Annotated in this window: 22 protein-coding genes; 11 read left to right on the top strand and 11 right to left on the bottom strand. The window is 40.9% G+C overall.

The window, feature by feature from the left end; translation table 11 throughout:
* Positions 1 to 329: 329 nt before the first annotated feature.
* Positions 330 to 539 carry a cold-shock protein gene (locus J8L98_RS12285; protein WP_192507628.1) on the top strand — a complete coding sequence of 70 codons (210 nt, stop codon included), beginning with the start codon at positions 330 to 332 and terminating at the stop codon, positions 537 to 539.
* Between the two features lie 205 nt (positions 540 to 744).
* Here the strand turns inward: J8L98_RS12285 and J8L98_RS12280 are convergent, their stop codons facing one another.
* Positions 745 to 1,530, bottom strand: a complete 786-nt coding sequence (locus tag J8L98_RS12280) for a response regulator transcription factor (RefSeq protein ID WP_210996657.1) — start codon at positions 1,528 to 1,530, stop codon at positions 745 to 747.
* A gap of 93 nt (positions 1,531 to 1,623) precedes the next feature.
* On the opposite strand from J8L98_RS12280, the gene J8L98_RS12275 reads away from it, so the two are divergent.
* Positions 1,624 to 5,934 (top strand): hybrid sensor histidine kinase/response regulator, encoded by a 4,311-nt coding sequence (locus J8L98_RS12275; protein ID WP_210996656.1) that lies wholly within the window; start codon positions 1,624 to 1,626, stop codon positions 5,932 to 5,934.
* A 134-nt stretch (positions 5,935 to 6,068) separates the two neighbouring features.
* Complete coding sequence (locus J8L98_RS12270) at positions 6,069 to 7,652, top strand: alpha/beta fold hydrolase (RefSeq protein WP_210996655.1); 1,584 nt, start codon at positions 6,069 to 6,071, stop codon at positions 7,650 to 7,652.
* Positions 7,653 to 7,998: 346 nt separating this feature from the next.
* Here the strand turns inward: J8L98_RS12270 and J8L98_RS12265 are convergent, their stop codons facing one another.
* Positions 7,999 to 8,640, bottom strand: coding sequence for a CPBP family intramembrane glutamic endopeptidase (locus J8L98_RS12265; RefSeq protein ID WP_210996654.1), 642 nt, complete (start codon positions 8,638 to 8,640; stop codon positions 7,999 to 8,001).
* Between the two features lie 70 nt (positions 8,641 to 8,710).
* Positions 8,711 to 9,292: an inner membrane-spanning protein YciB gene (locus J8L98_RS12260; RefSeq protein ID WP_192507623.1), complete on the bottom strand. Its 582-nt coding sequence runs from the start codon at positions 9,290 to 9,292 to the stop codon at positions 8,711 to 8,713.
* 155 nt (positions 9,293 to 9,447) lie between these two features.
* Here J8L98_RS12260 and J8L98_RS12255 point away from each other — a divergent pair, with 155 nt between their 5' ends.
* Positions 9,448 to 9,726 (top strand): HU family DNA-binding protein, encoded by a 279-nt coding sequence (locus tag J8L98_RS12255; RefSeq protein WP_210996653.1) that lies wholly within the window; start codon positions 9,448 to 9,450, stop codon positions 9,724 to 9,726.
* A gap of 9 nt (positions 9,727 to 9,735) precedes the next feature.
* Here J8L98_RS12255 and trpA read toward each other — a convergent pair whose 3' ends face one another.
* The 6 genes from trpA to J8L98_RS12225 are packed head-to-tail and all read right to left on the bottom strand — an operon-like array spanning position 9,736 to position 16,264.
* Positions 9,736 to 10,542 carry a tryptophan synthase subunit alpha gene (gene trpA, locus J8L98_RS12250; RefSeq protein WP_210996652.1) on the bottom strand — a complete coding sequence of 269 codons (807 nt, stop codon included), beginning with the start codon at positions 10,540 to 10,542 and terminating at the stop codon, positions 9,736 to 9,738.
* Entirely contained in the window at positions 10,542 to 11,726 is a 1,185-nt protein-coding gene (gene trpB, locus J8L98_RS12245) for a tryptophan synthase subunit beta (RefSeq protein WP_210996651.1), read from the bottom strand. The genes trpA and trpB overlap by 1 nt, the downstream gene beginning before the upstream one ends.
* 7 nt (positions 11,727 to 11,733) lie before the next feature.
* The gene (gene trpCF / locus J8L98_RS12240; protein WP_210996650.1) at positions 11,734 to 13,101 is read right to left on the bottom strand and encodes a bifunctional indole-3-glycerol-phosphate synthase TrpC/phosphoribosylanthranilate isomerase TrpF; all 1,368 of its coding nucleotides are present in this window, start codon (positions 13,099 to 13,101) and stop codon (positions 11,734 to 11,736) included.
* Entirely contained in the window at positions 13,094 to 14,098 is a 1,005-nt protein-coding gene (trpD, locus tag J8L98_RS12235) for an anthranilate phosphoribosyltransferase (RefSeq protein ID WP_210996649.1), read from the bottom strand. The genes trpCF and trpD overlap by 8 nt, the downstream gene beginning before the upstream one ends.
* 8 nt (positions 14,099 to 14,106) lie before the next feature.
* Complete coding sequence (locus J8L98_RS12230; protein WP_210996648.1) at positions 14,107 to 14,694, bottom strand: aminodeoxychorismate/anthranilate synthase component II; 588 nt, start codon at positions 14,692 to 14,694, stop codon at positions 14,107 to 14,109.
* Complete coding sequence (locus J8L98_RS12225) at positions 14,687 to 16,264, bottom strand: anthranilate synthase component 1 (protein ID WP_210996647.1); 1,578 nt, start codon at positions 16,262 to 16,264, stop codon at positions 14,687 to 14,689. Before J8L98_RS12225 ends, J8L98_RS12230 begins: the two co-directional genes overlap by 8 nt.
* A gap of 447 nt (positions 16,265 to 16,711) precedes the next feature.
* Between J8L98_RS12225 and J8L98_RS12220 the strand changes: the two genes are divergently transcribed.
* From J8L98_RS12220 to rluB, 5 genes are read left to right on the top strand one after another with little or no spacing between them, the layout of a single operon-like run.
* A complete protein-coding gene (locus tag J8L98_RS12220; RefSeq protein ID WP_210996646.1) occupies positions 16,712 to 17,560 on the top strand; it encodes a PHP domain-containing protein in 849 nt (282 codons plus the stop codon).
* A gap of 1 nt (position 17,561) precedes the next feature.
* Positions 17,562 to 18,182: an L-threonylcarbamoyladenylate synthase gene (locus J8L98_RS12215; protein WP_210996645.1), complete on the top strand. Its 621-nt coding sequence runs from the start codon at positions 17,562 to 17,564 to the stop codon at positions 18,180 to 18,182.
* Between the two features lie 10 nt (positions 18,183 to 18,192).
* On the top strand, positions 18,193 to 18,993 hold the full coding sequence (locus J8L98_RS12210) for a ScpA family protein (protein ID WP_210996675.1): 801 nt from the start codon (positions 18,193 to 18,195) through the stop codon (positions 18,991 to 18,993).
* A 49-nt stretch (positions 18,994 to 19,042) separates the two neighbouring features.
* Positions 19,043 to 19,627, top strand: a complete 585-nt coding sequence (scpB, locus tag J8L98_RS12205; protein WP_192507612.1) for an SMC-Scp complex subunit ScpB — start codon at positions 19,043 to 19,045, stop codon at positions 19,625 to 19,627.
* Positions 19,624 to 20,490 (top strand): 23S rRNA pseudouridine(2605) synthase RluB, encoded by an 867-nt coding sequence (gene rluB / locus J8L98_RS12200; protein ID WP_192507611.1) that lies wholly within the window; start codon positions 19,624 to 19,626, stop codon positions 20,488 to 20,490. Before scpB ends, rluB begins: the two co-directional genes overlap by 4 nt.
* Before the next feature lie 89 nt (positions 20,491 to 20,579).
* Here the strand turns inward: rluB and J8L98_RS12195 are convergent, their stop codons facing one another.
* Positions 20,580 to 21,323, bottom strand: coding sequence for a YciK family oxidoreductase (locus tag J8L98_RS12195; protein ID WP_192507610.1), 744 nt, complete (start codon positions 21,321 to 21,323; stop codon positions 20,580 to 20,582).
* 196 nt (positions 21,324 to 21,519) lie between these two features.
* On the opposite strand from J8L98_RS12195, the gene J8L98_RS12190 reads away from it, so the two are divergent.
* Both J8L98_RS12190 and sohB read left to right on the top strand, forming a co-directional pair.
* Positions 21,520 to 23,931: a VolA/Pla-1 family phospholipase gene (locus tag J8L98_RS12190; RefSeq protein WP_210996644.1), complete on the top strand. Its 2,412-nt coding sequence runs from the start codon at positions 21,520 to 21,522 to the stop codon at positions 23,929 to 23,931.
* A 74-nt stretch (positions 23,932 to 24,005) separates the two neighbouring features.
* The gene (gene sohB / locus J8L98_RS12185; protein WP_210996643.1) at positions 24,006 to 25,010 is read left to right on the top strand and encodes a protease SohB; all 1,005 of its coding nucleotides are present in this window, start codon (positions 24,006 to 24,008) and stop codon (positions 25,008 to 25,010) included.
* A gap of 76 nt (positions 25,011 to 25,086) precedes the next feature.
* Here the strand turns inward: sohB and J8L98_RS12180 are convergent, their stop codons facing one another.
* Positions 25,087 to 25,461: a PH domain-containing protein gene (locus J8L98_RS12180; protein ID WP_210996642.1), complete on the bottom strand. Its 375-nt coding sequence runs from the start codon at positions 25,459 to 25,461 to the stop codon at positions 25,087 to 25,089.
* Positions 25,462 to 25,463 lie beyond the last annotated feature (2 nt).

The following is a 25,463-nucleotide window of genomic DNA, read 5'->3' as shown; positions in this document are numbered from 1 at the left end:
CTTGCCTGCATGAACGCGCTTTGAGCTGGGGGTTTTACGGTTTAATTGCTCAAAAATAGAGTGCTTAAAATAGCGGGAATAAGGGACAACCTTTGTTAGTCACTAAACGTGACCACAACAAATTATAAAATACTTAAAAGTAAGGTTTGACTTTGTCAGAAAACTCTATAATATGTTCCGCAGCTTAAAAGTAATACCTTTTATACACTCCATTTCGAAGCTTTATTAGTATCTCGTCCTGTAGTTTTTAAATATCATTTATTTTTTGTGCTATTACGTCTGACTCTGATGATAGTCAGCAATTTTTCTTCATATACAGGATATACATTATGTCTAATACAGTTACTGGTACAGTAAAATGGTTCAACGAGTCTAAAGGCTTCGGTTTCATCGCTCAAGAAAATGGCGCAGATGTTTTTGCTCATTTCAGCGCAATCAAAAGCGAAGGTTTCAAAACTTTAGCTGAAGGCCAACGTGTAGAGTTCACTCTTTCACAAGGTCAAAAAGGTCCTCAAGCGGACAACATCATCGCACTTTAATTTTAAAGTGAAATGAAGAAAAAGGCAGCTTTAGCTGCCTTTTTTAATGCCTAAAATTTGGTTCATAGGATGTAAAACCGAACTGAAGTTACAGAGTAACTTCGATAGTCAGTAAAGGTAGCCAGGTAAAGTAGCCGTGTATTAAAGGATGACACGAACAATAAGCTATTTTAGTTGGTATTGGATGCCGATTACATAACCATTACTACGTTAATTTTTGTGAAGAGTAACGATACCCGGCGCCATAAACTGATTGGATAATTGCGTGCTCAATCCCAAGTGTTTTTATTTTTTTACGAATATTCTTAACATGAGCGTCAATACTACGGTCAGAAATATCTCTTAGATCAGGATAAGCAAGATCTAAAATCTGCATACGAGAATATACTCGCTCTGGTTGAGCGTACAGAAGTTGAAACAACTTGAATTCTAATTTAGTGAGCTCTACAGATTTTTTCTTATAAACGATTCTAAGCGTATGTTCGTCAATAATGAGGGACTGAGGGCCCAAAGTTAAGCTTGAATTAATGGCTTGTAGCTTCTGGTTATGGGCTTCTAGTGCTTTCTGCTTTGTTGTAATTTTTAAATGTGTTTCAATTCTTGCTTCTACTTCAAAAGTATTAAAGGGCTTACAGATAAAGTCGATCGCGCCAACTTGTAGACCTTTAACCTTCTCCATAGGATCGGTGATGGCGCTGATGAATATAATAGGAATATGCTGAAATCGATTGTCTTTTTTTAGTTGTTGGCATAAGTCAAATCCACTCACCTGTGGCATCACAACGTCTAGTAAAATTAAGTCAGGTAAACATGATGTACTACCAAGGTATTTGATTGCTTGCTGTGCGCTCAGTGCAACGCTGACAATATAATTGGGGGAGAGTATGGTGCCTAAGGCATTAATATTTGTTCTTTCATCATCAATGACCAATATCCTTGCTAAATTCTCTTGCATACGTGTTTTTTCTCTAGGTAAGAATTGTTGTAACATTGCACTTGTGAACTATTTTAACGTAAATGATAATTAGAAACACTTGGTATATTCTCAACCATACCGCTGAAATATGGATACTTTATAGATTTTATGATTTTATTTATCGGTCAATTTACTTGCATATTTGTATGGGGGCTTGTGAGCGCTTTTTGTTGTTTTTCTGCTTATGCAAGTATGGCGAATAAATCACCCAATACGCATCCACTGTTCGTTAACGCACCTTTATATTTAGAAACTGTGGTTGATAAAGATCAATATGCCAATGGCTTGTTGTCAGACCTAACGCAAGATAAACATGGCTTTATGTGGATTGCAAGTCAGCGTGGATTGGTGCGATACGATGGGTATAAATTTAAACAATTTCGTAAGGATATTGCCAATGAAGCGAGCCTGATGAGTGATATAGCCATTGAGTTATTTATAGATATACATGAAAAAATATGGGTATCGACGATACATGGTTTATCACAACTGGACCCCACGACAGAGCTTTTTACTAATTTTGAGTATGATAACCCTGCCGTACCACTCCCATTTTCCTATGTATCTACGTTTGCTGCTTGGCAACAGCAAGGGTTTTGGCTTGCCACAAATAATGGTTTGGCATTTTTTGATTTTTCAGCGGGTGCTTTCACGAATAACCACAAAGACATTCAACTACCTGAGTCTTTAAAGCATGGAGTGATCCGACATATCATTACCTTAAATAACGGTGATCTTATTGTTGCGGGCAGTAAAGGTGTTTGGCGTTTATCTAGTAATAACTATAGATTTCATAAGCTTTTAGATCGTAAAGTGAATCATATTTATGAAGCCGATAATGGTGACCTTTGGCTTGCGACCGACGATGCCACATTACTCAAGATCCGCGATAATCAGCATATTGAGTCCAGTCGCCTACCTCAAGGCATAATCACATCAATAGTCCAGCCCAACAATAATGAACTGTGGGTAGCTTATAACTTTAACGGCATTGTGACGATAGACTTAAACACTTTAAAGATCACACGGCATTTACAACAAGATGAAAATGCGGTTGGTGGTTTACTCAGTAATACCATTCAAAAGTTGTTTATTGATCAAGATAAACAGCTGTGGATTGTGACTAATGGCAAAGGATTGCAAAAATTCTCAACAAAAAATCAATCATTTGCAACGCTGAGGCAAGTAGAGAACGACTCAACGAGTTTATCAAACCCAGAAATATATAGCGTCGCGGAGATGTCAAATGGCGAACTTTGGCTTGGGCATAGTGCAGGGATTGATATTATTAACCGTTTGGGCAAGCGCATACACACATTAGTGCCCCAAAAGAGTCAGGAGACAAACTCAGTTCAATCTTTGTCTGTTTCTGCAATAGCGCAAGGACTGAATGGTGATGTTTGGGTTGGATCAAGTGTAGACGGGCTATACCGCATTGATCTGGCAAGTAGGAAGACGCTAGGTTGGTACTCAACACAGCTCGGGTTGAGAAATAAAAAAATTCGTCATGTGGTGCCTGTTGAAGGAGGTGGTGTGTGGGTTGGCTCGTTTGAAGGGATCCAATACTTAACGCCTAAGCGAGACGCATTTTTAGATCCGACAATTATAAACGGGGCGCTGCCTGATACATTTGTCCGCGTGACTGACCACCAAGTTCTTGAAAGTAAAGATATTATATTTACACTTAACAATGGTTTTTTATGGGTTGAGCATAATAGTGGAAGTAGACAAGCATATCGGTTTGTACGCCAATCTGAGCACACTATTAACATGCCTTCAAATTTAATTACCGCGGTTACCCAATCAGACGCAGGCCAGATATGGTTCTCTGGCTTAGAGGGGGTAAGTTTAGTCTCAAAACAGAACAATCAGAGTATTGATTTTACATGGTTTGCTTCGTCAGGTGAGCATTCGGAGAAAAAAGCATTTACTAATCTATTAACGGATAATCAAGAGCGTTTATGGGAATCAAATCTCATGTTTTCGCCTGATGACAATGTCGTGTTTGAATTAGAATCATCTGATGGGGTAGATATTGGTAACGATTGGATCGGAACATCTTTCAAAATGCGCGATGAAACGCTGCTTTTTGGAGGAACGACTGGTTTGCTCATGGTTTGGCCTGAGTTTTTCCATGTAGACTCAGGCGCATCAAAGTTGCGGGTCACAGATATTGAAATTGAAGGGGAAAAACGCTTGGTTAATGGTGCAGATATACGTTTAACCGAGAGTGAGCGACGGCTTTCCATTGAGGTTGCACTGTTAGATTACAATCAACCGGTAGACACTAAATACCGATATCGGATGTTCAGTGAGAGTGATAAATGGCGCGACTTAAAATCCGGAAATAGGCTTATCAGTTTTACTAATTTACCTACTGGCAAACACATGTTAGAAGTTCAAGCTGGCAATAGATTAAATCAGTGGGGGGGGCATAATATAAAGTTATATATCGAAGTTACCCCAAAATATTATGAAAAAACGTGGTTTTTAATTACCGGCTTTATTTTGACCTGTTTGCTTATTTATATTGCTTATCGATGGAAACTAAATCAAGTATTAGCGCAAAGCCAAAATTTATTTACACGCAAGCTTGAAGTGCAGCGGCTTCAAAATATTGAACAACAATTAGAAGAAAGGATTAGATCTGAGTCCATCCTTGCAGAATCTAACTTAGCCCTTGAAGAGCAAAAGAAAAAGGCGGAGCGTGCTACGCTTGCCAAAAGTCGGTTTTTGGCGAATATGAGTCATGAGATCCGTACACCCATGAATGCGGTGATTGGTATGGCGTATTTAATGTCCAGAACGGTATTAACGCAACACCAGCAAAGTTATTTGAAGAGTATACAGTCATCAGCGGACGGGCTATTAAGTGTTATTAATGATGTATTAACTTTGTCAAAAATAGAGGCTGACGCAATGGAGCTGCATGTTTCTGTTTTTTCGATAAGGCGCTTGTTACATGAAAGTATCAGTGTTTTACATTATATGGCCTCTTCTAAAGGTTTATTTCTAAGAGCAATACTTAGTGATGACTTCCCTGAATATATTTGTGCAGACAAAGGAAAGCTAAAGCAGATTTTGGTCAACTTGATTGCCAATGCCGTTAAATTCACCCATGTAGGTGGTGTGGAGGTTATTGGCAATTGCGTTGCGCTCCCTAATGGTGAATGCCAGATCAGCATCGTAGTTAAAGACACCGGACAGGGGATTGACGATAAAAATATTTCAGAGATCTGTAATGCTTTTGTACAGGTGGATGATAGTCGAACGAGAGTAACGGAAGGTACAGGGTTAGGTTTACGAATAACCAGCCAATTACTCAGTTTGATGGGCAGCAGCATAGAAATAAAAAGTGCGTTGGGCAAAGGAAGTGAATTCAGTTTTAATGTTGTTGTAAAAGAGAGTACTGAACGCGAAGAAAACAGTCTCCCTCAACCTGAGAGTCACGATGAAAATCAAAAAGTCGCAAATGCGCAGGTATTGGTTGTCGATGATCATAAAATTAACCGTATGTTATTGAAAGCACTCTTAGATGAGGCTGGACTAATTGTAGTGGAGTCTGACAATGGGGTAGATGCAATCAATATGTGTAGAATACATCAATTTCACGTGATTTTAATGGATGTGCACATGCCAAATCTAGATGGGTATCAAGTCACGGCGAAAATAAGAGCGCTGCCAAGCTATCATGATACGCCAATAATAGCGGTCACTGCCAGTGCATTTGATGCGGATAGAGAGAAAGCATTTGTTGCTGGGATGACTGCTCATGTATCAAAGCCTGTTGATCCAATTGCGTTGTATCATTTACTGACGAGGTGGTGTGATATTGATGTAACCCAGTTAACAGTAGGGCTGGGCGCCGCCAGTAATGGCGTAGGGGCTACAGGTGAAATTACACAAAATACCGCTATGCTCAAAGCATTTGCCGAAGATTTCCAAGGCATTGTTGATGAATTAGAGAGTATCATCCAGCGTGGTGATATAACGCGTTGGCATGATACTTTACATAGCCTTGCAGGGTGTAGTGCTGCAATTGGTGCAAATGAGCTGTATGAAAGTGTAATACTGTCTGACAGTGACATCGAATTTTTGACCTTAACAGCGGTTCCTAAGGCACTTGAAGCAGGCATTGAACGGACATTATCGCAGGTGAAAGATAGGCTGGATAAGTCGCTAGTAACTGATAATACGAGTGGTTTTAATCGCCTAAATTCAACATCAGCTATAATAAGCAGTTTAACTAAAAGAATAGAAAATCAGGAGTTTGATCTTACAGAGGATATTAACCGATTAGAGCGGAACTTAAAGGTGGATAAAGTTGAGCTAATTCAAGATCTAAGACTTTCTTTGGAAAACTTCGACTTTGACAGTTCACTTGATATATGTAAAAAAATCCAAACTTTTTATGACTAGAATAGCGAATGTAGAGGTGTTTTTATTACTTAGTGGAATCTTAATATTATATAATTTTCTATTATGAATATATTTCATTTTTGCATTTTGTTTTTTTGTCGTACGTTGTGTTTTTACCTATTTAAGGAATTAATATGACATTTAAAGGAAATGTATTTTTGTCACTGATATTAGTGGCATTAATGAGCCTTTCATCTACATCATTTGCTAGCACTCACTTTAATAAACAAATATCAGAATATAATCAATACCAAGAGTTTAATTGGGGGCAGTGTCCAGCCCAGTTTAATACAACAGATAAACAAAATAACTGTTCTTTTGCTGAAGTACCATTAGATTGGGCTGACCCTACAGGCAAAAAAATTGAAGTACTCGTTGCAAAATACCCGGCAAGAGGTGGAGTGAGTAAAGGCCAGCTATGGATGATAAGTGGAGGGCCTGGTGCCTCTGCTTCTATTGCTTTCCCACATGTAATTGAATATGACATGGCTGACATCGTTGAAGATCATGACGTTTATATAATAGAACATCGAGGAATAGGTTGGTCAACAGAGTTACAGTGTGACTGGCGTGATTATTTTAATCCTCAAGCATGTTTTGACGCCCAGCATGAAATCTGGGGTGATGGTCTATTTGAATTTAATACGACCAATGCTGCACGAGATTTAGAATATGTGATATCAAAGAGTCGGGCATTGAACTGGTTACCGAGTTATATTTACGGGGTATCTTACGGTACTATGCTTGTGCAGCGTTTTACACAAATAGCCCCCAATGGTGCACAAGGGATAATTTTAGATTCAGTGTTACCGACTACGAATTTTGGCGCTGACATGTATGAGGAAAATGCGGACCAGGTTTTTACACAACTCGCCGATTATTGTGACCTTGATGAATATTGCCGTAGCAAGTTTGTTTCACCAGTTAACCAGACAATTCGAACCACACTTACAAACCATTTTGCTGGTCAACATTGTTCAGACGTGTCGATTGACCGTGAAAAGTTGCAGTTGTGGTCTATGGAGCAAATATCACGAAATGATAAACGGGCACTTTTACCATTTTATAGTCGTTTAGCTCGTTGTAACGCAGATGATATCGTTGCGCTAAAGAAGGCTGTAACATTTTATAAGTTGGGTGGAAGTACTTTTATTTTACGTCAAGAAAATAATGTGCCTGATGAGTTTAAGGCAACTTTTTCTGGCCCTTTATATGACCTTATATCAATGAATGAGATAAACTTTGTAAAAAGAAGTGTAGACCAACGACGCTTATTTTGTGCGAATGCTGTTGTATGTTTCACCTTAGCAGATCATGCATTATCGGCCAAATACCAAAGTACATGGTCAGAGCGATATATAGGAGAATATATTTATAAACGTATGAGGCACTATATGCCACTTATAGCCTTCAATGGCACATTAGATCACGCCACACCTATATTTCACGCAAAGCCGATTGAGTCATCTTTCACCAATATAAATCAACGGTTTATAGAAGTGCCTTATGCGCCACATGGCGTGGTGTTTAATACGGGGGTTAAAACGGCGGGCGAAGGTATTTGTGGTGTTGATATTATGGAGAGTTTTATGGAGAACCCTTGGACAAAACCGAATACGGATTGTTTAAATGATCTGACGGATCATACATTTAAGCTAGCTATAGAGCATAGCCAAGAAGTGTATGGGGAAGATGATGCATTTGGTTCATTTAAGTAACCTCAGTTCTGGATAAGCGAATTTGCCCAATAAAGCTATTTTTGTCACTCTCGGCGTTGCTTGCATTTGTAATAGCCCGCTATTACTGCATAAAAGCGCCTTGATATTGAACAAAATATCATCATTGGATTGGACGTTAGTGTGTTTGCAAAACATTTTCTACTCCAAAACCCTTATCCAAACCTGAGGTTAAGTAAGTTACTGTAAGCGTTACACAACGCAGATACATTTATAACATGCGCCAGCAATGCATTGTATTATTTCCTCGATAACCAGAATCGTGATTTTAATAGGGTCTATGGCTGGCGTATGCTAAGCATCTTGGTAATACACATTTTTAGTACCACTAAAAAGATACCCCAGAGTCTAAATAATGCCCAATACCGAGTGTAAATATCCATAATCCCCATAAACTATGCTCAAGGACACATACTAGGAGTGAGCGACTGTGCGCGTATGTATAGGAAAATAGTAAACCCCCACCAAATGAGAGCGCAATTGCAACCCAGTTATCATATACACAATGGGCTAACGCGAATACGCTGGCGCTGAGGATAATGCGCGTGGTTTTATTTGGTAATATTCGTTTGTAACGGTGAAAAAAGTAGCTGCGAAAAATAAGTTCTTGTGGCAATACCGACAGCAAAGGGTAAGCAATTAGGAGTATGAGCCACTGTGTGGTTGAATTGAGCGGGAAACTAAACCAATTACCTTGGTTTAATAATCCATACAACATGGCTGAAAATAATGCACCGGCAAAAAAGCTGGTGAATATGCGTTTTTTCACAGTAGAAAATTGCCCTAAACTGGTTAAGCGAAAACGTTTAAAATGTGGATCGGTGAGCAGTAAGAATGTACACACCGTCATAAGAATAATCAGAGCAGGGAACAACCAGTTTGAGAGATGATAGCGAAAAAAGTAAGCTAAAATGGGTAAACAAAAGAAAACGAGGAAGAGTTCACACCAACGATATTGACTTGCATTCAAAGACGCTTCTCACTTAGTTGTATAGTTTAAAAAAACTATAGCAGTAAAAAGCGCCTGCAATTATGACAATTTAACTTTGGTCTTCTGGTAAGTATTTGTATATTTTTGCCATGGTAATCAGTATAGCGACGAACGTGATCCCCATTAAACCAAATACTTTGAAATTGACCCAAAAGTCGAGCGAAAAATTGTACGCTATATATATATTGAGGCCTGCAATAAAAGCCAAAATAGCGACCCACATTAGGTTCAGTTGTTCACATATGTGCTTAGGTAACTCAATATTGAGCGGTGCATCGGTATCGCCTTTTTCATTGGCTGATTTCAGTACGCCAATAAGCGCCTTTTCTACGAGATTCTTTTTAAAAATATATCTAGAGATGATTAAGCTGACTGCCAGTACTGCGTATATGACCGTTGCCTTCCACTTTATGAATTGCTCATCTTGAAATAAAATAGTGAGGCCACCAAGAACCAAAGCGATGGCAAAGAATATCCAATGCCGAGTTGCTATTTTTCCATGCGCAAAATGATGGTAACCAAGTTGAATTGATGAAGTGACAATTAAAACACCCGTCGCCCAATAAATATCGACAAATTTATAGACCGCAAAAAACAAAATTAACGGAAGATACTCTAGCAATGCTGCCATTTATGTTTACCTTTTTGAATTCTCTACCATGGTTTTACCAAGAACTGGGCATAAGTTCAAGATTGACATTTATTACTTAAATCCTTAGCCTCAGCAACCCTTCAGTTAATGTGCTCTATACTGGCGCTTATGATTAAAGAAAAAGAGAATATATAATGAACAAAACGGAACTGATTGCAGCAATGGCACAACACAGCGACTTAACAAAAAAGTCGTCACAAGTGGTGTTAAATTGTATTTTATCCAGCATTACTAAACGCCTTTCCGAAGGGGATCAGGTTCCATTATCTGGTTTTGGTACATTTGCACTGAGTTATCACCCCGCAAAGAGTGGTCGAAATCCACAAACGGGGGAAGAGATTATGATCGAAGGAGCAAATAAAGTGCAATTTAAGCCAGCCAAGGCATTAAAGTCTGCCTTAGCTGAATATTGATAGAAATGGTTATTTTTGGGTCGCAGCTTTCATTTTGCTAACAAAGGCTTTTAGCTCACTTAGCATAGTTGTTGGATCATCTAAATTGTGCTCGATAATTTTTACAACCGCTGAACCAGATATTGCTCCGGCAGCCCCAGAGTCTAAAGCGGCCTTAACATGTTCAGGGCTGGAAATTCCAAACCCGAGTAGCGCTGGGGCGGCGTGGTACTCTTTGAGTTGCGTGACGATTGAATCAGCGGGCATTTGTACCGTTGATTCTGTACCAGTAACACCAGCTCGTGATAGCAGGTATGTGTAGCCTCTACCATAGCTTGCACATGCGCGTAATGTGTCATCGTTTGCATTCGGTGTCGCAATAAATATGGGGTCAATCTGCGCTTGCTGGGCTGCTTGGCGGAACATTTTTGATTCGTGAAGCGGTACATCAGCAACGAGAATAGAGTCTACACCCGCAGCGTGTGCTTGCTGGTAAAAGGCACTAATACCACGCGCAAAAATCAAATTAGAATACAAAAGTAAGCCAATAGGGATAGTTTGGTTATATTCTCTTACTTGTCTAATAATGTCGAAGCACGCTTCGGTGTTAACGTTTGCTGCAAGGGCACGAATATTAGCAGATTGTATTACAGGCCCGTCTGCGATTGGATCTGAAAATGGGATCCCGAGTTCTAAAGCATCTGCGCCAGCGTCAATTAAGCTTTTAATAATATCTAAGCTTAGTGCCTTGTTTGGATCACCTATGGTGACGAATGGAACAAACGCCCCTTGGTTCTGTGTCGCCAATTGGTCGAATGTTTTAGCATAGCGGCTCATTATAGTGCTCCTCGTTCATTCAGTACTTGGTGTACGTGGGCTAAGTCTTTGTCACCACGACCACTGAGGTTTACCACGATAACCGTTTCATCAGTTTGGTTTTCTGCATACTTCAATCCGTATGCCAGTGCATGGCTAGATTCTAAAGCAGGGATGATCCCTTCATATTTGGCAAGTGCTTGAAACGCGTCAAGTGCTTCAGTATCTGAAATTCCAACATATTGCGCTCGGCCGGTTTCATGTAAGAAAGCGTGTTGTGGGCCTACAGCCGGATAATCAAGCCCTGCAGAAACGGAATATGACTCTTCAATTTGACCATCGCTGTTTTGCATAATATAGGTATAAGCGCCGTGCAGTATACCTTTAGTCCCTTTACATAATGCAGCGCCATGCTCATCAGTTTCGAGCCCTTTTCCGGCTGGTTCAACCCCAATCAACTTAACACTTGGTTCATCAATAAAGTCACTAAACATACCTATCGCATTAGAGCCGCCGCCAACACAGGCGATGACAGCATCAGGCAAACGACCTTCATTTTCGAGTACTTGTTGTTTGGCCTCTTCACCGATCATTTTTTGAAACTCACGGACGAGGGTTGGGAATGGGTGAGGGCCGGCAGCTGTACCTAACAGGTAGTGTGCCGTTTGATAATTTGCAGACCAGTCACGCATCGCTTCATTTACTGCGTCTTTTAAGGTACCTGACCCAGCTGTAACAGGGATCACTTCAGCACCCATCAATTTCATTCTAAAGACGTTAGGTTGTTGCCTTTCAATATCTTTTGCGCCCATGTATACACGACACTTTAAATCAAGCAATGCGCATGCAAGCGCTGTAGCAACGCCGTGCTGTCCTGCACCTGTTTCAGCAATGACTTCTTTTTTCCCCATACGCTTGGTTAATAACGCTTGACCAAGCACTTGGTTCGTTTTATGCGCTCCACCATGTAATAGATCTTCGCGTTTTAAATATAATTTTACTTTTGGGTTTTTCACTAGGTTTCGCGTTAGGGTTAACGGCGTCGGGCGTCCTGCATATTCATTAAGAAGTTGCTGAAACTCTTGTAAAAAACCGGCATCTTGTTGTGCGTTATTAAATTCTTGCTCTAGCTGTTTAAGTGCTGGAACAAGTAACTCTGGGACATACATGCCACCAAAGTCACCAAAATAGGCTGCATTATTCATTTCCACCTCAGTAATTTCTAATGTTAGTAAAAGCGTCTTTCAGTTTGAACTGACACTTTTTGCCAGGGCTTAATTCCACCCCTGAATTTAAGTCTAAGCCTTGTGCTCCATAGTGTGCCGCGGTTTCAACATTCTCAGGTGTTAACCCACCGGCCAGCATAAAATTGCGCACTGGGTGGCTAGTTAATAATTGCCAATCAAATGTCACCCCAGTCCCGCCAAAACCGTTGGCTGTTTTCGTGTCATATAGGTGCTTATCAACCCCGTCAAGAGGAGAGGGTAAGTTGCTTTCTATACCTTGCGCTTTCCAAATTTGACAAGTGATAGGTAAGTTATCACGTAAAGAACGAATATATTGCTCGTCTTCCGAACCATGTAGCTGTACAGCACTGAGCTTTAAGGTTAAAGCGTGATCGGCAACGGTGTTTATATCAGCATCAACAAACACTCCGACATATCGAAGTGGGGCACTGTCAACTAATGCTTTAGCGCAGTCTAAGTCAACAAAACGGGGAGACTTAGAATAGAAAATGAGCCCTCCATACACGGCGCCGGCTTCATAGGCTGACACGACATCTTGGGTGCGTGTTAAGCCACAGACCTTGTTTTCACCTAAGATCAATTTGCGGCAGGCCTCGTCGAGGTTTTGTTCACTCATCAGTGAACTACCTACTAAAAAGCCATCACATAATGGTGCGAGTCTTTTCACGTCTTGGTGGGTATAAATTCCTGATTCTGAAATAACAACTTTATCATCAGGGATCAATGCTCTTAATCGTTCAGTCGTCGCTAAATCGGTGCTTAAATCTCGTAAATCACGGTTGTTAATACCAATAATATTGGCTTGTAACTCGAGTGCTCTGATGACTTCGTCTTCGTTACTGACCTCTGTTAGTATCGCCATGTTTAAACTGTGAGCCACTTTAGCCAGTGTCTTATACTGTGCGTCGTCTAATACAGATAACATTAATAAGATGGCATCTCCACCATGTAGCCGTGCTAGGTAGACTTGGTACTCATCAATAAAGAAGTCCTTGCAAATAAGCGGTTGGTTTACTTTTTCGCGCACGTAGGCAAGATAATCGTAACTGCCTTGAAAGTACTTTTCATCGGTTAACACGCTGATACAACTCGCGTGATTTTTATAGACAGATGTGATTTCGTCTAAATCAAATGTTTCACGTATCAACCCTTTAGATGGTGATGCCTTCTTACACTCGAGAATAAATTGTGTCCCTTTCTTGGCGAGTGCAGCATAGAAATCTCTTTTCGTGGGCTGCACTTTTTCAATAAAATCAGCTAGTGCGCACTCCGCTTTACGCGTGATTAATTCATTGCGTTTGTCAGCGACAATTTTTTCTAATACGTTAGCCATTGCTTACCTCTACAATTTCAGCAAGTTTTGAAGCGGCTGATCCAGATGCGAGTACGTCAAGCACTTGTTGAGTCGCATCTTTAAAGCTATCAGCTTTGTTATTCATGACTAATAGCGCTGCAACATTCACAGCAATTGCGGCGTTATGAGCTGTTGGTGCCTGACCGTTTAAAATTGCGAGACTGGCTTTAGCATTATATTCAGGTGAGTCCCCAGCAATATCTGTAAGTGGGAAATGTGCTACCCCAAAGTCTTCTGGAGATAATGTGTATTGTGTAATGTGGCCATTATTCAGTTCTGTAACATCTGTTGTGCCATGCAGGGCAATTTCATCAGTACCACTGCCATGTACTATCATCGCTCGTTGGGTTCCTAAAGTCTTTAATGTTTCAGCCATAGGCTTACACAAAGCAGGGTCATAAACACCCAGTAATTGCGTTTGTGGCAGACCAGGGTTAGCCAGCGGGCCAAGAATATTAAAAATAGTGCGGGTTTTCAATGCGCCTCGTACTGGCATTGCGTGCTTCACCCCTTGATGATATTGAGGCGCGAATAAAAATGTAAAACCGGTACTGTGTAAGCATTTACTGGCTTGTGCCGGCGTCATTTCTAAATTAATACCTAAGGTTTTAAGTAAGTCAGCTGACCCTGATTTACTAGACACACTTCGGTTGCCATGCTTGATCATATTTATGCCACATGCGGCAGCAACAATGGCTGCGGTTGTGCTGACATTAATGGTATTAGACCCGTCACCTCCAGTGCCGCAGCTGTCAGAGCAATGTAAACCTTGGTTATCAAATGCGAGTGCGTTACTGCGCATAGATTGTGCTGCACCTGCAATTTCATCTACTGTTTCACCTTTGAATTTTAAAGACACGAGTGCGGCAGTCAATTCGATGTCAGAGATATTGCCTAACATGATTTGATCAAACAGTGCACGAGCTTCTGAAAAGTTCAGAGAGTGTTGGTCGAGTAATTTTTTTAAACTATCCATGTTGGCTCCTAACGAGTGAGATAGTCGATGGTTTGCTTAAGCAATTTGGCACCATCAGGGGTTAAAATAGATTCAGGGTGAAATTGATATCCGATCACTCTATCTTTTGCATGATAAATAGCCATTGGAATATTTTCATACTGGGCAATAACTGTGAGTGTGTCAGGAACTGATGTTGCCATAAGTGAGTGATAACGCGCTACAGGGAATTGTGCGCCCAAACCCGCAAATACAGGGTGATCTTCTACCTGAATAATAGAAGACTTACCATGTACTGTTTCACCGGCGTGACCAATGGTGCCACCGTAGCTTTGCGTTAATGCTTGTTGGCCCAAACAAATGCCAAGCATTGGGAACTTACCTTTACACAATGCTATTAATTCCAATAAACAACCAGCGTGGGCTGGGTTACCAGGACCAGGAGATAGCACCAACATTACCGGCTGTGTTTCTTTCTTCATTTCAGAGAATATTCTTTGTGCGCTGATATTATTTCGGTAAATGACCAGCTCGTTGCCTAACAAGGTCAGTTCATCGACCAAGTTGTAACTGAATGAATCGAAGTTGTCGAGGAAATAGACTTTAATATTACGCATGTGCATCTCCTTGATATGTTGATTGCACAGCTTTGATCACTGCTTGAGCTTTTGCGCGTGTTTCATCGGCTTCAGCTTGCGGAACAGAATCATAAACAACTCCTGCACCCGCTTGTACGTAAGCGATATTATCTTTAACAAATGCTGATCGTATCACTATACAACTATCCATAGTGCCGTCTCCAGTTAGGTAACCTACCGCTCCACCATAGCTTCCTCTTCTATGCTGTTCTGTTTGACGGACGAGTTCTGCTGCTTTTACTTTAGGTGCACCAACCAAAGTCCCCATGTTCATACATGCTTGATAGGCGTGTAATGCATCAAGGTCAGGCTTTAGCTGTCCAACGACACGAGAGACTAAGTGCATCACTTGAGAATAACGATCAACTTTTAACAGTTCTTTGGCATGACGAGTCCCCGCGACACTAATTCGAGCGACATCGTTTCGTGCCAAATCAACGAGCATTAGGTGTTCCGCGCGTTCTTTTTTATCATCTCGTAATTCGAGTTCTATGCGACTATCTAAGTCTGGGTTAATCGTACCATCGGCAAATTTACCGCGTTGCCTTGTGCCTGCAATTGGGTATACCTCAACTTGGTTGCTATCTACACTGTACTTTAGTGCAGACTCAGGTGACGCACCGAATAGAATAAAGTTTTGGTCACGCATATAAAACATATATGGGCTGGGATTTTGAATTTTAAGCTGTTGATATGCAGATAGTGGTTGTTCGCACGGCAATGAGAAAGTACGTGAAGGTACAACTTGAAAAATATCGCCGTCAATAATGTTCTGTTTGAGTTTACTGACTTGGTCACAAAAAGTTTTGTCGTCAATGTTTACTGCAACTTTAGATTCACCTGAAATTAATGAAGGAGTATAGGGTATTGCTGCATCACACTGTGCATTTAATGTTTCTAGTTGTTTTCCGATCTCAAAGCAGTTTGCATGTACGTCAGGGCCATTAAAGACATTGCCAATCAGTTCGGTGGTTTTTTCTTGGTGATCAATAACAACCAATGTTTCGGCTAGGTAAAAAACGTAATCAGGGCAGGTATTTTTATCGTTATCTACATCGGATAGCTGTTCAAAATTAGCCACCATATCATAAGCAAAAACGCCGCCTAGAAACACAGAAAACGGCGTATCTGAGTTACTTTTTATTTCATTGATACAGGTTCTTAACGCACTAAATGCATTATCAGCTTTTAATTTACTATATTCGTCAAGCTGAGCATCATTGCAGCGATACTCTAAGGTAAGTAATGGACCCTCCAATTGGGCGTTACAGTTCTGAACATGAGCAACCAAATGTGCCAATAATTGCTTACCATTATTTGATAACGCAGTGACGTGAACTTGCTTACCCTGGCATTCAATTCGTAATGCCGCATCAACGAGGATCAGGCTTTTTACATTGTCTTTTGAATCAATTTCAGCTGACTCTAAAAGTAGCGAGTTACTTTTATCTAGTGTTGCATATAACGACAGTGGGCTACTTATATAGTCGCGCCGTTGTCGTATACTGGTCACCTCACCAGGTGTTGTTGTTATATGACTAAAAATCAAACCTCATTCCCCTAAAACAAAAAACCCCGCTAGTAATTTACTGAGCGGGGCGATTAAATACTTATAACAATGCCGTCCCGCTATATTAAGCTCCACCACCAAGAATGTGTCATTGCATTGTTATTTAACATATATAATTCCAACTTTTAACAATTATTTAGATATAAAAAAACCCGCGTAAGATGCGGGTTTAAACTTTCGTTAGATACAACGAAACACCCGACTTTACGAGCGCCACCACCAATTTTTTGTTGTTGTTAAGTTAAGCATGTGGTTAATCATCATTATGTATCTTTAATGCACACAGTAAACCCTACTAGGCATAATACTGTCAAGGGCAAAACAGCGATAGTGACAGAAAAATATAAAAAATATACAAAGTTCGTAGCACTAAGCGGTGTTATACTTAGCTTCTAATAAAAAGCTACCAGATATAAAAGAGTTAGTTTGATTAAATATGATTTACACAGCCATACCACTTTTTCTGATGGACGTTTAACGGTTCCACAACTTTTAGAGCGCGCAACGGAAAAAGGCGTAGATGTATTGGCGATTACCGACCATGATACAACTGCAGCAATATTGCCAGCTCAGGCCTATATTGAGCAACATGCACTGCCATTAAAGCTCATCCCAGGTGTTGAAATTTCTACACGGTGGGAAAGTTTTGAAATTCATATAGTGGGGCTTGCAGTTGATACAAGCTCAACGGACTTGATGAAGTTATTGAGCGAGCAACAATCTAAACGAGAAGAAAGGGCGAAAGAGATTGGTTTTAGACTGGCGAAAAGAGGCTACGAAGGGGTTTATGAGCAAGCAAAGCTCCTCGCTGGTGATGCTGAGATAACACGCGCTCATTTTGCGGCAGCATTGGTTGAAAGAGGTGTTGCAAATAACATTCAAGGTGTGTTTAAGAAGTTTTTAGCGCGCAATAAAACTGGGTATGTCCCAAGTACGTGGTGTGATATGGCAACAGCAATTAAGGCGATTAGAGCTGCTGGTGGCATAAGTGTTGTAGCCCATCCTGCTCGTTATCAAATGTCTAATAAATGGTTACGCAAATTGTTGCAGGAATTTGCAGACGCAGGTGGTCAGGCTATGGAAGTGGCTCAACCACAACAAGCGCCAAGCGAGCGGCAGTTTTTGGGACTATTGAGTCGTGAATATGGGTTGCTTGCAAGCCAAGGTTCAGACTTTCATTATCCAATGCCTTGGCTAGAATTAGGGAAAAACCTATACTTACCAAAAGATTGCCAAGGTGTTTGGCAGTTTTGGGAAGAAAACGAGGAATGTTAGTATGAGCCAATTTTTTCATATTCATCCAGATAACCCCCAAGCTCGCCTAATAAAACAGGCCGTGGAGGTTATTCAGCAAGGTGGGGTTGTTGTATATCCGACTGATTCAGGGTACGCCATAGGCTGTAGTATTGGTAACAAGCAGGCAAAGGAGCGCATTGAGCGCCTTCGTGGCATTGAAAAACACCATAACTTTACATTAATGTGCCGAGATTTATCTGAGCTTGCGACTTATGCGCGAGTGGATAATCAGATGTTTAGACTTATCAAAAATAATACGCCAGGCCCTTATACTTTTATTTTTAAAGGTACAAAAGAAGTTCCTAAGCGTTTGTTAAATGATAAGAAAAAGACGATAGGTATTAGGGTTACCGATCATCCAATTACTGCTGCTTTGTTAGAAGAGCTGGCTGAACCAATGATGTCGTGTTCATTAATTTTACCTGACGAGCAGTTCACTGAGTCGGATCCAGATGAAATTCGATTACGAATTGAAAAGCAAGTTGACTTGATCATTCATGGTGGCTACTTGGTTGAACAAGCGACCACGGTGATTGATTTATCGGAAGATGAAATCGATATTTTACGTGTAGGGTGTGGTGATACCGCACCATTTTCTTGATACTCAATTAATGACCGTTGTATCAGACACCCCCCAACCGTTTGCTTTTTTAAATGGGCAAGCGGTTATTGAAAAGCCAGAAGATTTATATATTCCGCCCGATGCATTAGAGATTATTCTTGAGACATTCGAAGGTCCGCTGGACTTACTGTTATATTTAATCAAGCGGCATAAACTCGATATTTTAGAGTTACCGATTCTAAGTATCACGCAACAATATGTGGCTTATGTTGAGTTGATGACAGAGTTTCGACTTGAGCTGGCTGGTGAATATTTAGTCATGGCAGCCTTGCTAGCCCAAATTAAATCGAGAATGTTGCTGCCTGTACACGAAGAGCTTGAGGAGGAGGAAGATCCTAGGGCTGAGTTGGTACGCAGGTTACAAGAGTATGAGCAATTTAAAGTTGCCGCAGAAAATTTAGACGAACTTCCCAGAGTTGAGCGAGATATTTTTGTTGCGCATGCTTTATTTGATGACAGTGACGCGTCGATTTCAGAGCGTCCTGATATTGACGTAAAGGAATTGTTATTGGCATTAACTGAGGTCATGGCACGTGCACGAACTTTTGATCATCATCAAGTGAGTGCCGAGTCGCTTTCTACAAGAGAGCGAATGAGTGACATTTTACAGTATTTATCAGATCATGACGGGCCGTGTGCTTTTACTAATTTATTTAGTATAGACGAGGGGCGAAGTGGGGTTGTTGTCACATTTATTGCAATTTTGGAGTTGATTAAGGAACAATTAATAGATTGTTTGCAAGTTTCACCTTCAAGTCAGATTTATTTAAGTTTACAACTACAAGAGTAGTCTTTCCTCTGTCATAATAGGGGATTGTGTTTTGCTTTTGGTGTAAAGAATGCGGCGTGTTAGTGATGAGCAGTTAGTAGAGCTAATAGAAGCTGCCATTTTTGTTTCAGATAAACCATTGTCAAAAAAGCGATTAAAAGAAACAGTATTGAAAGATATTGCAGCCTCAAATATGAGAATTGATGAGGCTATTAACTCTATTTCAGAGCATTATCAAGTTCGCGGTATTCAACTTGTAGCAGTTGGCAGCGGGTATCGCTTTCAAGCGTGTAAAAGGTTGACACCTTGGTTGAGTCATTTGTGGCAAGAAAAAGCACCAAAATACTCACGTGCAACCTTAGAAACATTGGCGTTAATTGCGTATAGACAGCCGATTACACGTGGTGAAATAGAGCAAGTACGAGGCGTTTCAGTGAGCTCAAATATAATGAAGAGCTTGCAGGAACGGGAATGGATTAAAGTTGTGGGCTATAAAGAAGTGCCGGGTAAGCCTGCACTATACGCAACGACCAACCAATTTTTAGATTATTTTTCGTTGTCTGGTTTAAGTATGTTGCCTGATTTACCTGAGCAGCATGACGTTAAAATTGACCAGATATTAAGCGATCCTTCTGTGAGAGAATCATCCGAATGAGTGAAAAGTTACAAAAAGTATTAGCCCGAGCTGGTGTGGGTTCGCGCCGTGAAATGGAAAAGTACATCGACGCAAATCGCGTCAGTGTAGATGGCAAGGTTGCAAAGCTAGGTGATAGAGTTGAAGAGGATGCATTGATCCGTGTCGATGGCCACATTGTTAAAATAGAGCAAGAAGTAGATCGTATTTGTCGTGTGGTTATGTATCATAAGCCGGAAGGCGAGTTGTGTACCCGAAAAGATCCTGAAGGCCGCCGTACTGTATTTGATAGGCTCCCTCGCATAGATGGTGAACGATGGATTGCGATCGGGCGTTTGGATATTAACACGTCAGGGTTATTGTTATTTACGAACGATGGTGAATTAGCAAATCGGTTAATGCACCCCAAGTATGAAGTAGAAAGAGAATACTCTGCACGCGTTTTTGGTGAAGTTACGAATGAAACATTACGTACATTAACGAAAGGCGTAGAGCTGGAAGATGGCCATGCAAAATTCCTTAATATTAAGCCAATGGGTGGCGAAGGAATAAATAAGTGGTTTAATGTTATGTTGACCGAAGGTAGAAATCGCGAAGTACGACGTTTATGGCAATCTCAAGATGTTGAGGTATCGCGTTTGATCCGCATCCGGTACGGAAAACTAGAGCTAAATAAACGATTACCGCAAGGTGGCTGGGAAGAGCTTGAGCTGGCGGATGTAAATTACTTAAGAAAGTCAGTTCGTTTGCCTAACGAAACGCAAACGAAGTTGTCTGTTATGCCTGAAAAACGCAAAGATAAGCGTGCGAAAATCAATCAAATTCGTAAGGCCGTTAAAAAACATAATCAACGGGCTCAAAAGCCAAAACGTCGTCAATCGTAAGTCGAGATGGTTCGAGATGATAAAAAAGCCGCTAATTAAGCGGCTTTTTTAATCACTGATTTGTACATCGAATCAATATTGAACTTATACTACTTTGGTTGAGCATCAATTGATTGACCATTTACAGTGGCTGAATCTTCACTCATTAAGTAGAGGTAAGTAGGCATTAAATCTTCAGCTGTTTTCAATGTGTCTTTGTCTTCTCCGGGAAAAGCAGAAGCACGCATGCTGGTTCGAGTTGCGCCTGGGTTAATGCAATTGATGCGGATATTGGTTTTACCGACTTCAGCAGCCCAAGTTTGCATCATGCCTTCAGTGGCAAATTTAGAAATCGCATAAGGTCCCCAAAATTCACGACCTTGACGTCCAACTCCAGAAGAAGTGAATACAACAGATGCAGAAGCAGATTTTCTCAGTAATGGGAACATATATTTAGTGATCATAGCTTGCGCAGTGACGTTTACTTTCATAATATTTTCAAAAGTAGATACGCAAAAATGCTCAAGGGGCCCAAGTGAACCTAAAATAGAGGCATTATTGAGTAGTCCATCTAATTGTCCAAATTGCTGCTCAATCGTAGCGGCAAGATCCCGGTAGTTTTGTTTTGTTGCGCCACGCATATCTAAAGGTACAATAGCTGGCTTAGGATAGCCAAGATTGACTATCTCATCGTAAACACATTCGAGTTTTTGTGTTGTTTTGCCCAGTAGGATTACAGTAGCGCCGTGTTTTGCGTAAGTAATAGCAGCTACGCGGCCAATACCGTCGCCTGCGCCAGTAATAAGTATGGTTTTATTTTCTAAGGCATTTGCCGCAGCTTGATAGTTGTGCATCGTGGACCCCAAATTAGAACTTTTGGACATTTTATCATAGCAATCACTCAAGTTATCGAATTTATTGTAAATATAAGTGGCGAAAGGCTACACTTTGCGTTAACTTTAACTGGTCTAATGTCTTATTAAAAATACGATTACAAAAATTTAACTAATTACAGCAAAATAATAATAAGATTCTGTCGGAGCCTAAAAAATGAAAAAAATGCTACTCTCACTCGCAGTCACTTCAGTCCTAGCTGGCTGTGGTGGTGGTGAAACATTAGAAGATGTCAAAAACGAAACAACCCCAGTACTTCCTTCTGTTTCAATTAAGTTCGATCCCTCAAATGGGGTTATATCTATACCAAATGATTTATTATTGAGTGGCACCAAAGATGGCACACTCAATTTACCCGGTGAGCTGGATGCAGAAGGCAACCCTGCAATCACACGTGCACACTACGCAGACCCATCATTGGCTTTAGGGGCCTTGGATGGTTGGTCTTCACAAATGCCTTATATCATTGATTTAAATATGGCCGCTGGTATGAGTGTGAATGGAGACTCAGTAAAAACCCCTGGCTCAGTCCGTATTTTCGAAGTGATAATGGGGGCCAGTTCAGCCGACAGTGAGTGTGAAACTAAACCCGTAGGGACTGCATGTAAGTCTATTGCCGAGTTAAGTAATGGGCTGACGGGGGACTTTATCGCTCAGCTAACCAGCTCTGGTGATGGAATTGCGATTCAACCGTTAAAACCTTTTAAACCCGGTTCAACTTATATTACGGTATTAACATCTGGTATCGAAATGGCGGATGGTCGGCCAGTGAAAGCGTCATCGACCTATACATTAGCTAGGCAATCAGCACCACTTGTAACACCAGCTCAGCTTGCGTTACAAGGAGCGATTAATAGTTATGAAGCGGCGGTGACCAGCGGGAGTTTTGATGACGCATTGGGTGCACTAAGCAAAGAAGACATTATTTATTCTGCTGCTGCGACTATTCAGTCGGTCGGCCCAGCAATGAGTGCGGTTAAAGGCTTATTAGCAGCGAGCTTAGCGTCGGGCTCGAATCCGAAGTTAGCAGTACCCGAACAGCCCGTAATTACAGTAAGAGATGTGTTGGTTATGGGTGGTCAAGATGCAGCAGCTGTTGCACCATTTCAAGCCATTCAATACATGAAAGGCAGTATTCAGTTACCTATGTACTCAGGTATGCCACAAGCCACAGGTGTAGAGAGTTTAGCTGATACATATTGGCAAGCCAGATGTGATAATGGTGCAGTGGTTGCCGGTTATAAAGCGGCAATTGGAGGTACGTTACCTGCGCCTGAAGCTGGCACTAATGATGCGGCTTGTGCAGCATTATCGGGTGGTTTACTAAGGGACTTTGGACTAGACACAGTCCGTCACGTCACAAAGTTTAACAGTATTCCTAAGCAGCAATGGCTAGCTAATGTGCCGGTGCAAATTACTAAACCAATTCCGCAACTACTCGGTATTGAGCAACCAGCAACAGGGTGGCCAGTTGTTATTTTGCAACATGGTATAACCACCAATAAAGAGACCATGTTAGGTTTAACTTTAGCATTAAGTGCGCAAGGTTTTGCCACAGTTGCTATTGACCACCCAATGCACGGTGAACGTGGTATTGATGTTGATAACGATGGCTCTGACGATTTTAATGCCACGACAGGGTCAATCCTGTCATACATGAATTTAACATCATTGTTAGTGGCACGTGATAACTTACGTCAATCAACAGCTGACTTACTTGCACTGCGTCTAGGACTTAATTTTGGTGCCCCAGCAATTGGCTTAAATCCAACAGATGTGAGTTTTGTCGGTCACTCGTTGGGTTCTATTGTAGCACCAAGCTTTATTGCACATACAAACTCCCCTTTGAACGAACAAGTAGATGGGTTGTTTAAAATTCAAAGTGCGGCACTTGCCAGCGGTGGTAGCGGGATTGCTAGCTTCTTAATTGCATCAGAACAATTTGGTTCATTTGTACAAGGCTCAGTGTTGAGCGCAGCGGGTAACGTTGCCTCTAAAGCATTCTTGGCATTCTTAGCCAGCGATGGCGTAGCTGGTTGTACCGCGGAAAACATAGTTCCATGTGGTTATGCTGCGTATATTAAACACTTAACTGAAACCGGAGACACGGCATCGTTAGCCGCGATCAATGGGATTATTCAGCAGTTTGCGGTTGCAGCTCAATCTGCATTAGATAGTGCCGACCCATTAAATTATGCTGGGCTTGTGCAAGCGGTGAACACACCAGTGTATATGAATGTTGTGACGGGCGGTGTTGATGGTAATAAACCGGATACTGTTATTCCACCGACAACGTCGAATCCACTGTCTGGTTCAACACCGTTGGCACGCTTTATGGGATTACAAACCGTGACAGAAACTGGACCTCAACCAGCAGGAAATTATGTGGTTAATTTCAGCCAAGGTCATCATGGGTCAATTATCACCACTGCATTCAGTGAAGGAGCAGGTGGTACAGCGCAAGGTCATGCGATGGCAACAGTTGAAATGCAAACTCAGCTTGTGTCGTATTTAAAATCGAAAGGGTTGTTTTTACAAGTAACTAATCCTGCAGTTATTGCTAATTAATTACAATTAGTTCACTATGAAAAGCCGCTAAATTTAGCGGCTTTTTTTATTGGCAAAGTTTATAGGAGTTCGAGTTGGCATTTTTATTTGAGTATGGCTTATTTTTAGCTAAGGCAGTCACCATTGTTGCTGCAATAGGGGTTATATTAGTTATGATTATTGGTGCAAGCCAAAAGCCAAAAGGGAAAGCTGGAGAAATCGAGCTGAAAGACCTATCAAAACAAATTGATGAAACACGAAACCAATTTATTGAACAAACATTGGATAAAAAAGCACTGAAGGCACATAAAAAAGCCATTAAAAAACAAGAGGAGGTTTCTCCGCAAGGAAAGGTCTTTGTGCTCGATTTTAATGGCAGTATGGATGCCCATGAAGTAGAGAGTTTACGTGAAGAAGTCAGTGCGATATTAACAATCGCAGATAAAGAAAAAGATCAGGTGTTAGTGAATTTAGAAAGTGGTGGTGGAGTGGTGCATGGTTATGGCCTTGCAGCATCACAACTGATCCGCGTGAAAGATTATGGCTTACCTCTGACGGTATGTATTGATAAGGTTGCGGCAAGCGGTGGTTATATGATGGCCTGCGTAGCAGATAAAATATTTGCAGCACCTTTTGCGATTGTTGGTTCGATAGGGGTTATTGCCCAAGTCCCTAATTTTAGCAAAATCTTAAAAAAGAATGATGTAGATTTTGAGCAAATAACAGCTGGAGAATATAAACGTACTTTAACTATGTTTGGTGAAAACACCGATAAAGGTCGTGAAAAGTTTAAGGAAGAAATCGAACATACTCATGGGTTATTTAAGGCATTCGTTGCAGAGCATAGATCTACATTAGATATTTCAGCGGTTGCTACTGGAGAGCATTGGTTTGCAACTCATGCTCAGTCGTTTAATCTAGTTGACGAAATAAAAACCAGTGATGATGTACTGCTGTCATTCAATGAACATTTTCAATTATTTAAGGTGAGCTATAAAATTAAAAAGCCGTTGGCTGAAAAAATAGGCCTTAATTTAAGTGTGATGATTGAAAGGTTAGGTATTTCATTATGGTCAAAATGCAACAAAATGCGACTGTAACACCACTGTTTGGTTAAACTTGTACGTGTATGAAGCAATGACAACTTCATACACGTACACTGTAACGAAATAATATCTATAGTATATAGCTACTCATGATCTTATATACGTCGTTAATATTATCACCGGCTTTAAACTCTTTTGTGAGCGGCTCTACGTCAGAGCCTACCCAAATCTTGAGTTCTGAGTCCATGTCAAAATGACCGGCGCTTTCTTTGCTAAACTTGGTTATTTTACTGTATGGAATAGAGAGTATTTCCATTTTTGAGCCAGTTACACCTTGTTTATCAATAAGTAATAGACGCTTGTTGGTAAAAACAAACATATCTCGTATTACTTGGTAAGCTTTTTCAATTTCTTCTGACTCAATTAATGTGTCAGCGAGCAACTCATCAAGTTTGTCGTTATCTACTTCACTGGCATTGCCGAGTAATCCGCTTAATAATCCCATGA

It is taken from the genome of Pseudoalteromonas sp. MMG013, assembly GCF_018100885.1.
Taxonomy (GTDB): Bacteria; Pseudomonadota; Gammaproteobacteria; order Enterobacterales; family Alteromonadaceae; genus Pseudoalteromonas; species Pseudoalteromonas aurantia.
This window is presented reverse-complemented; position numbering and strand designations above follow the sequence as displayed.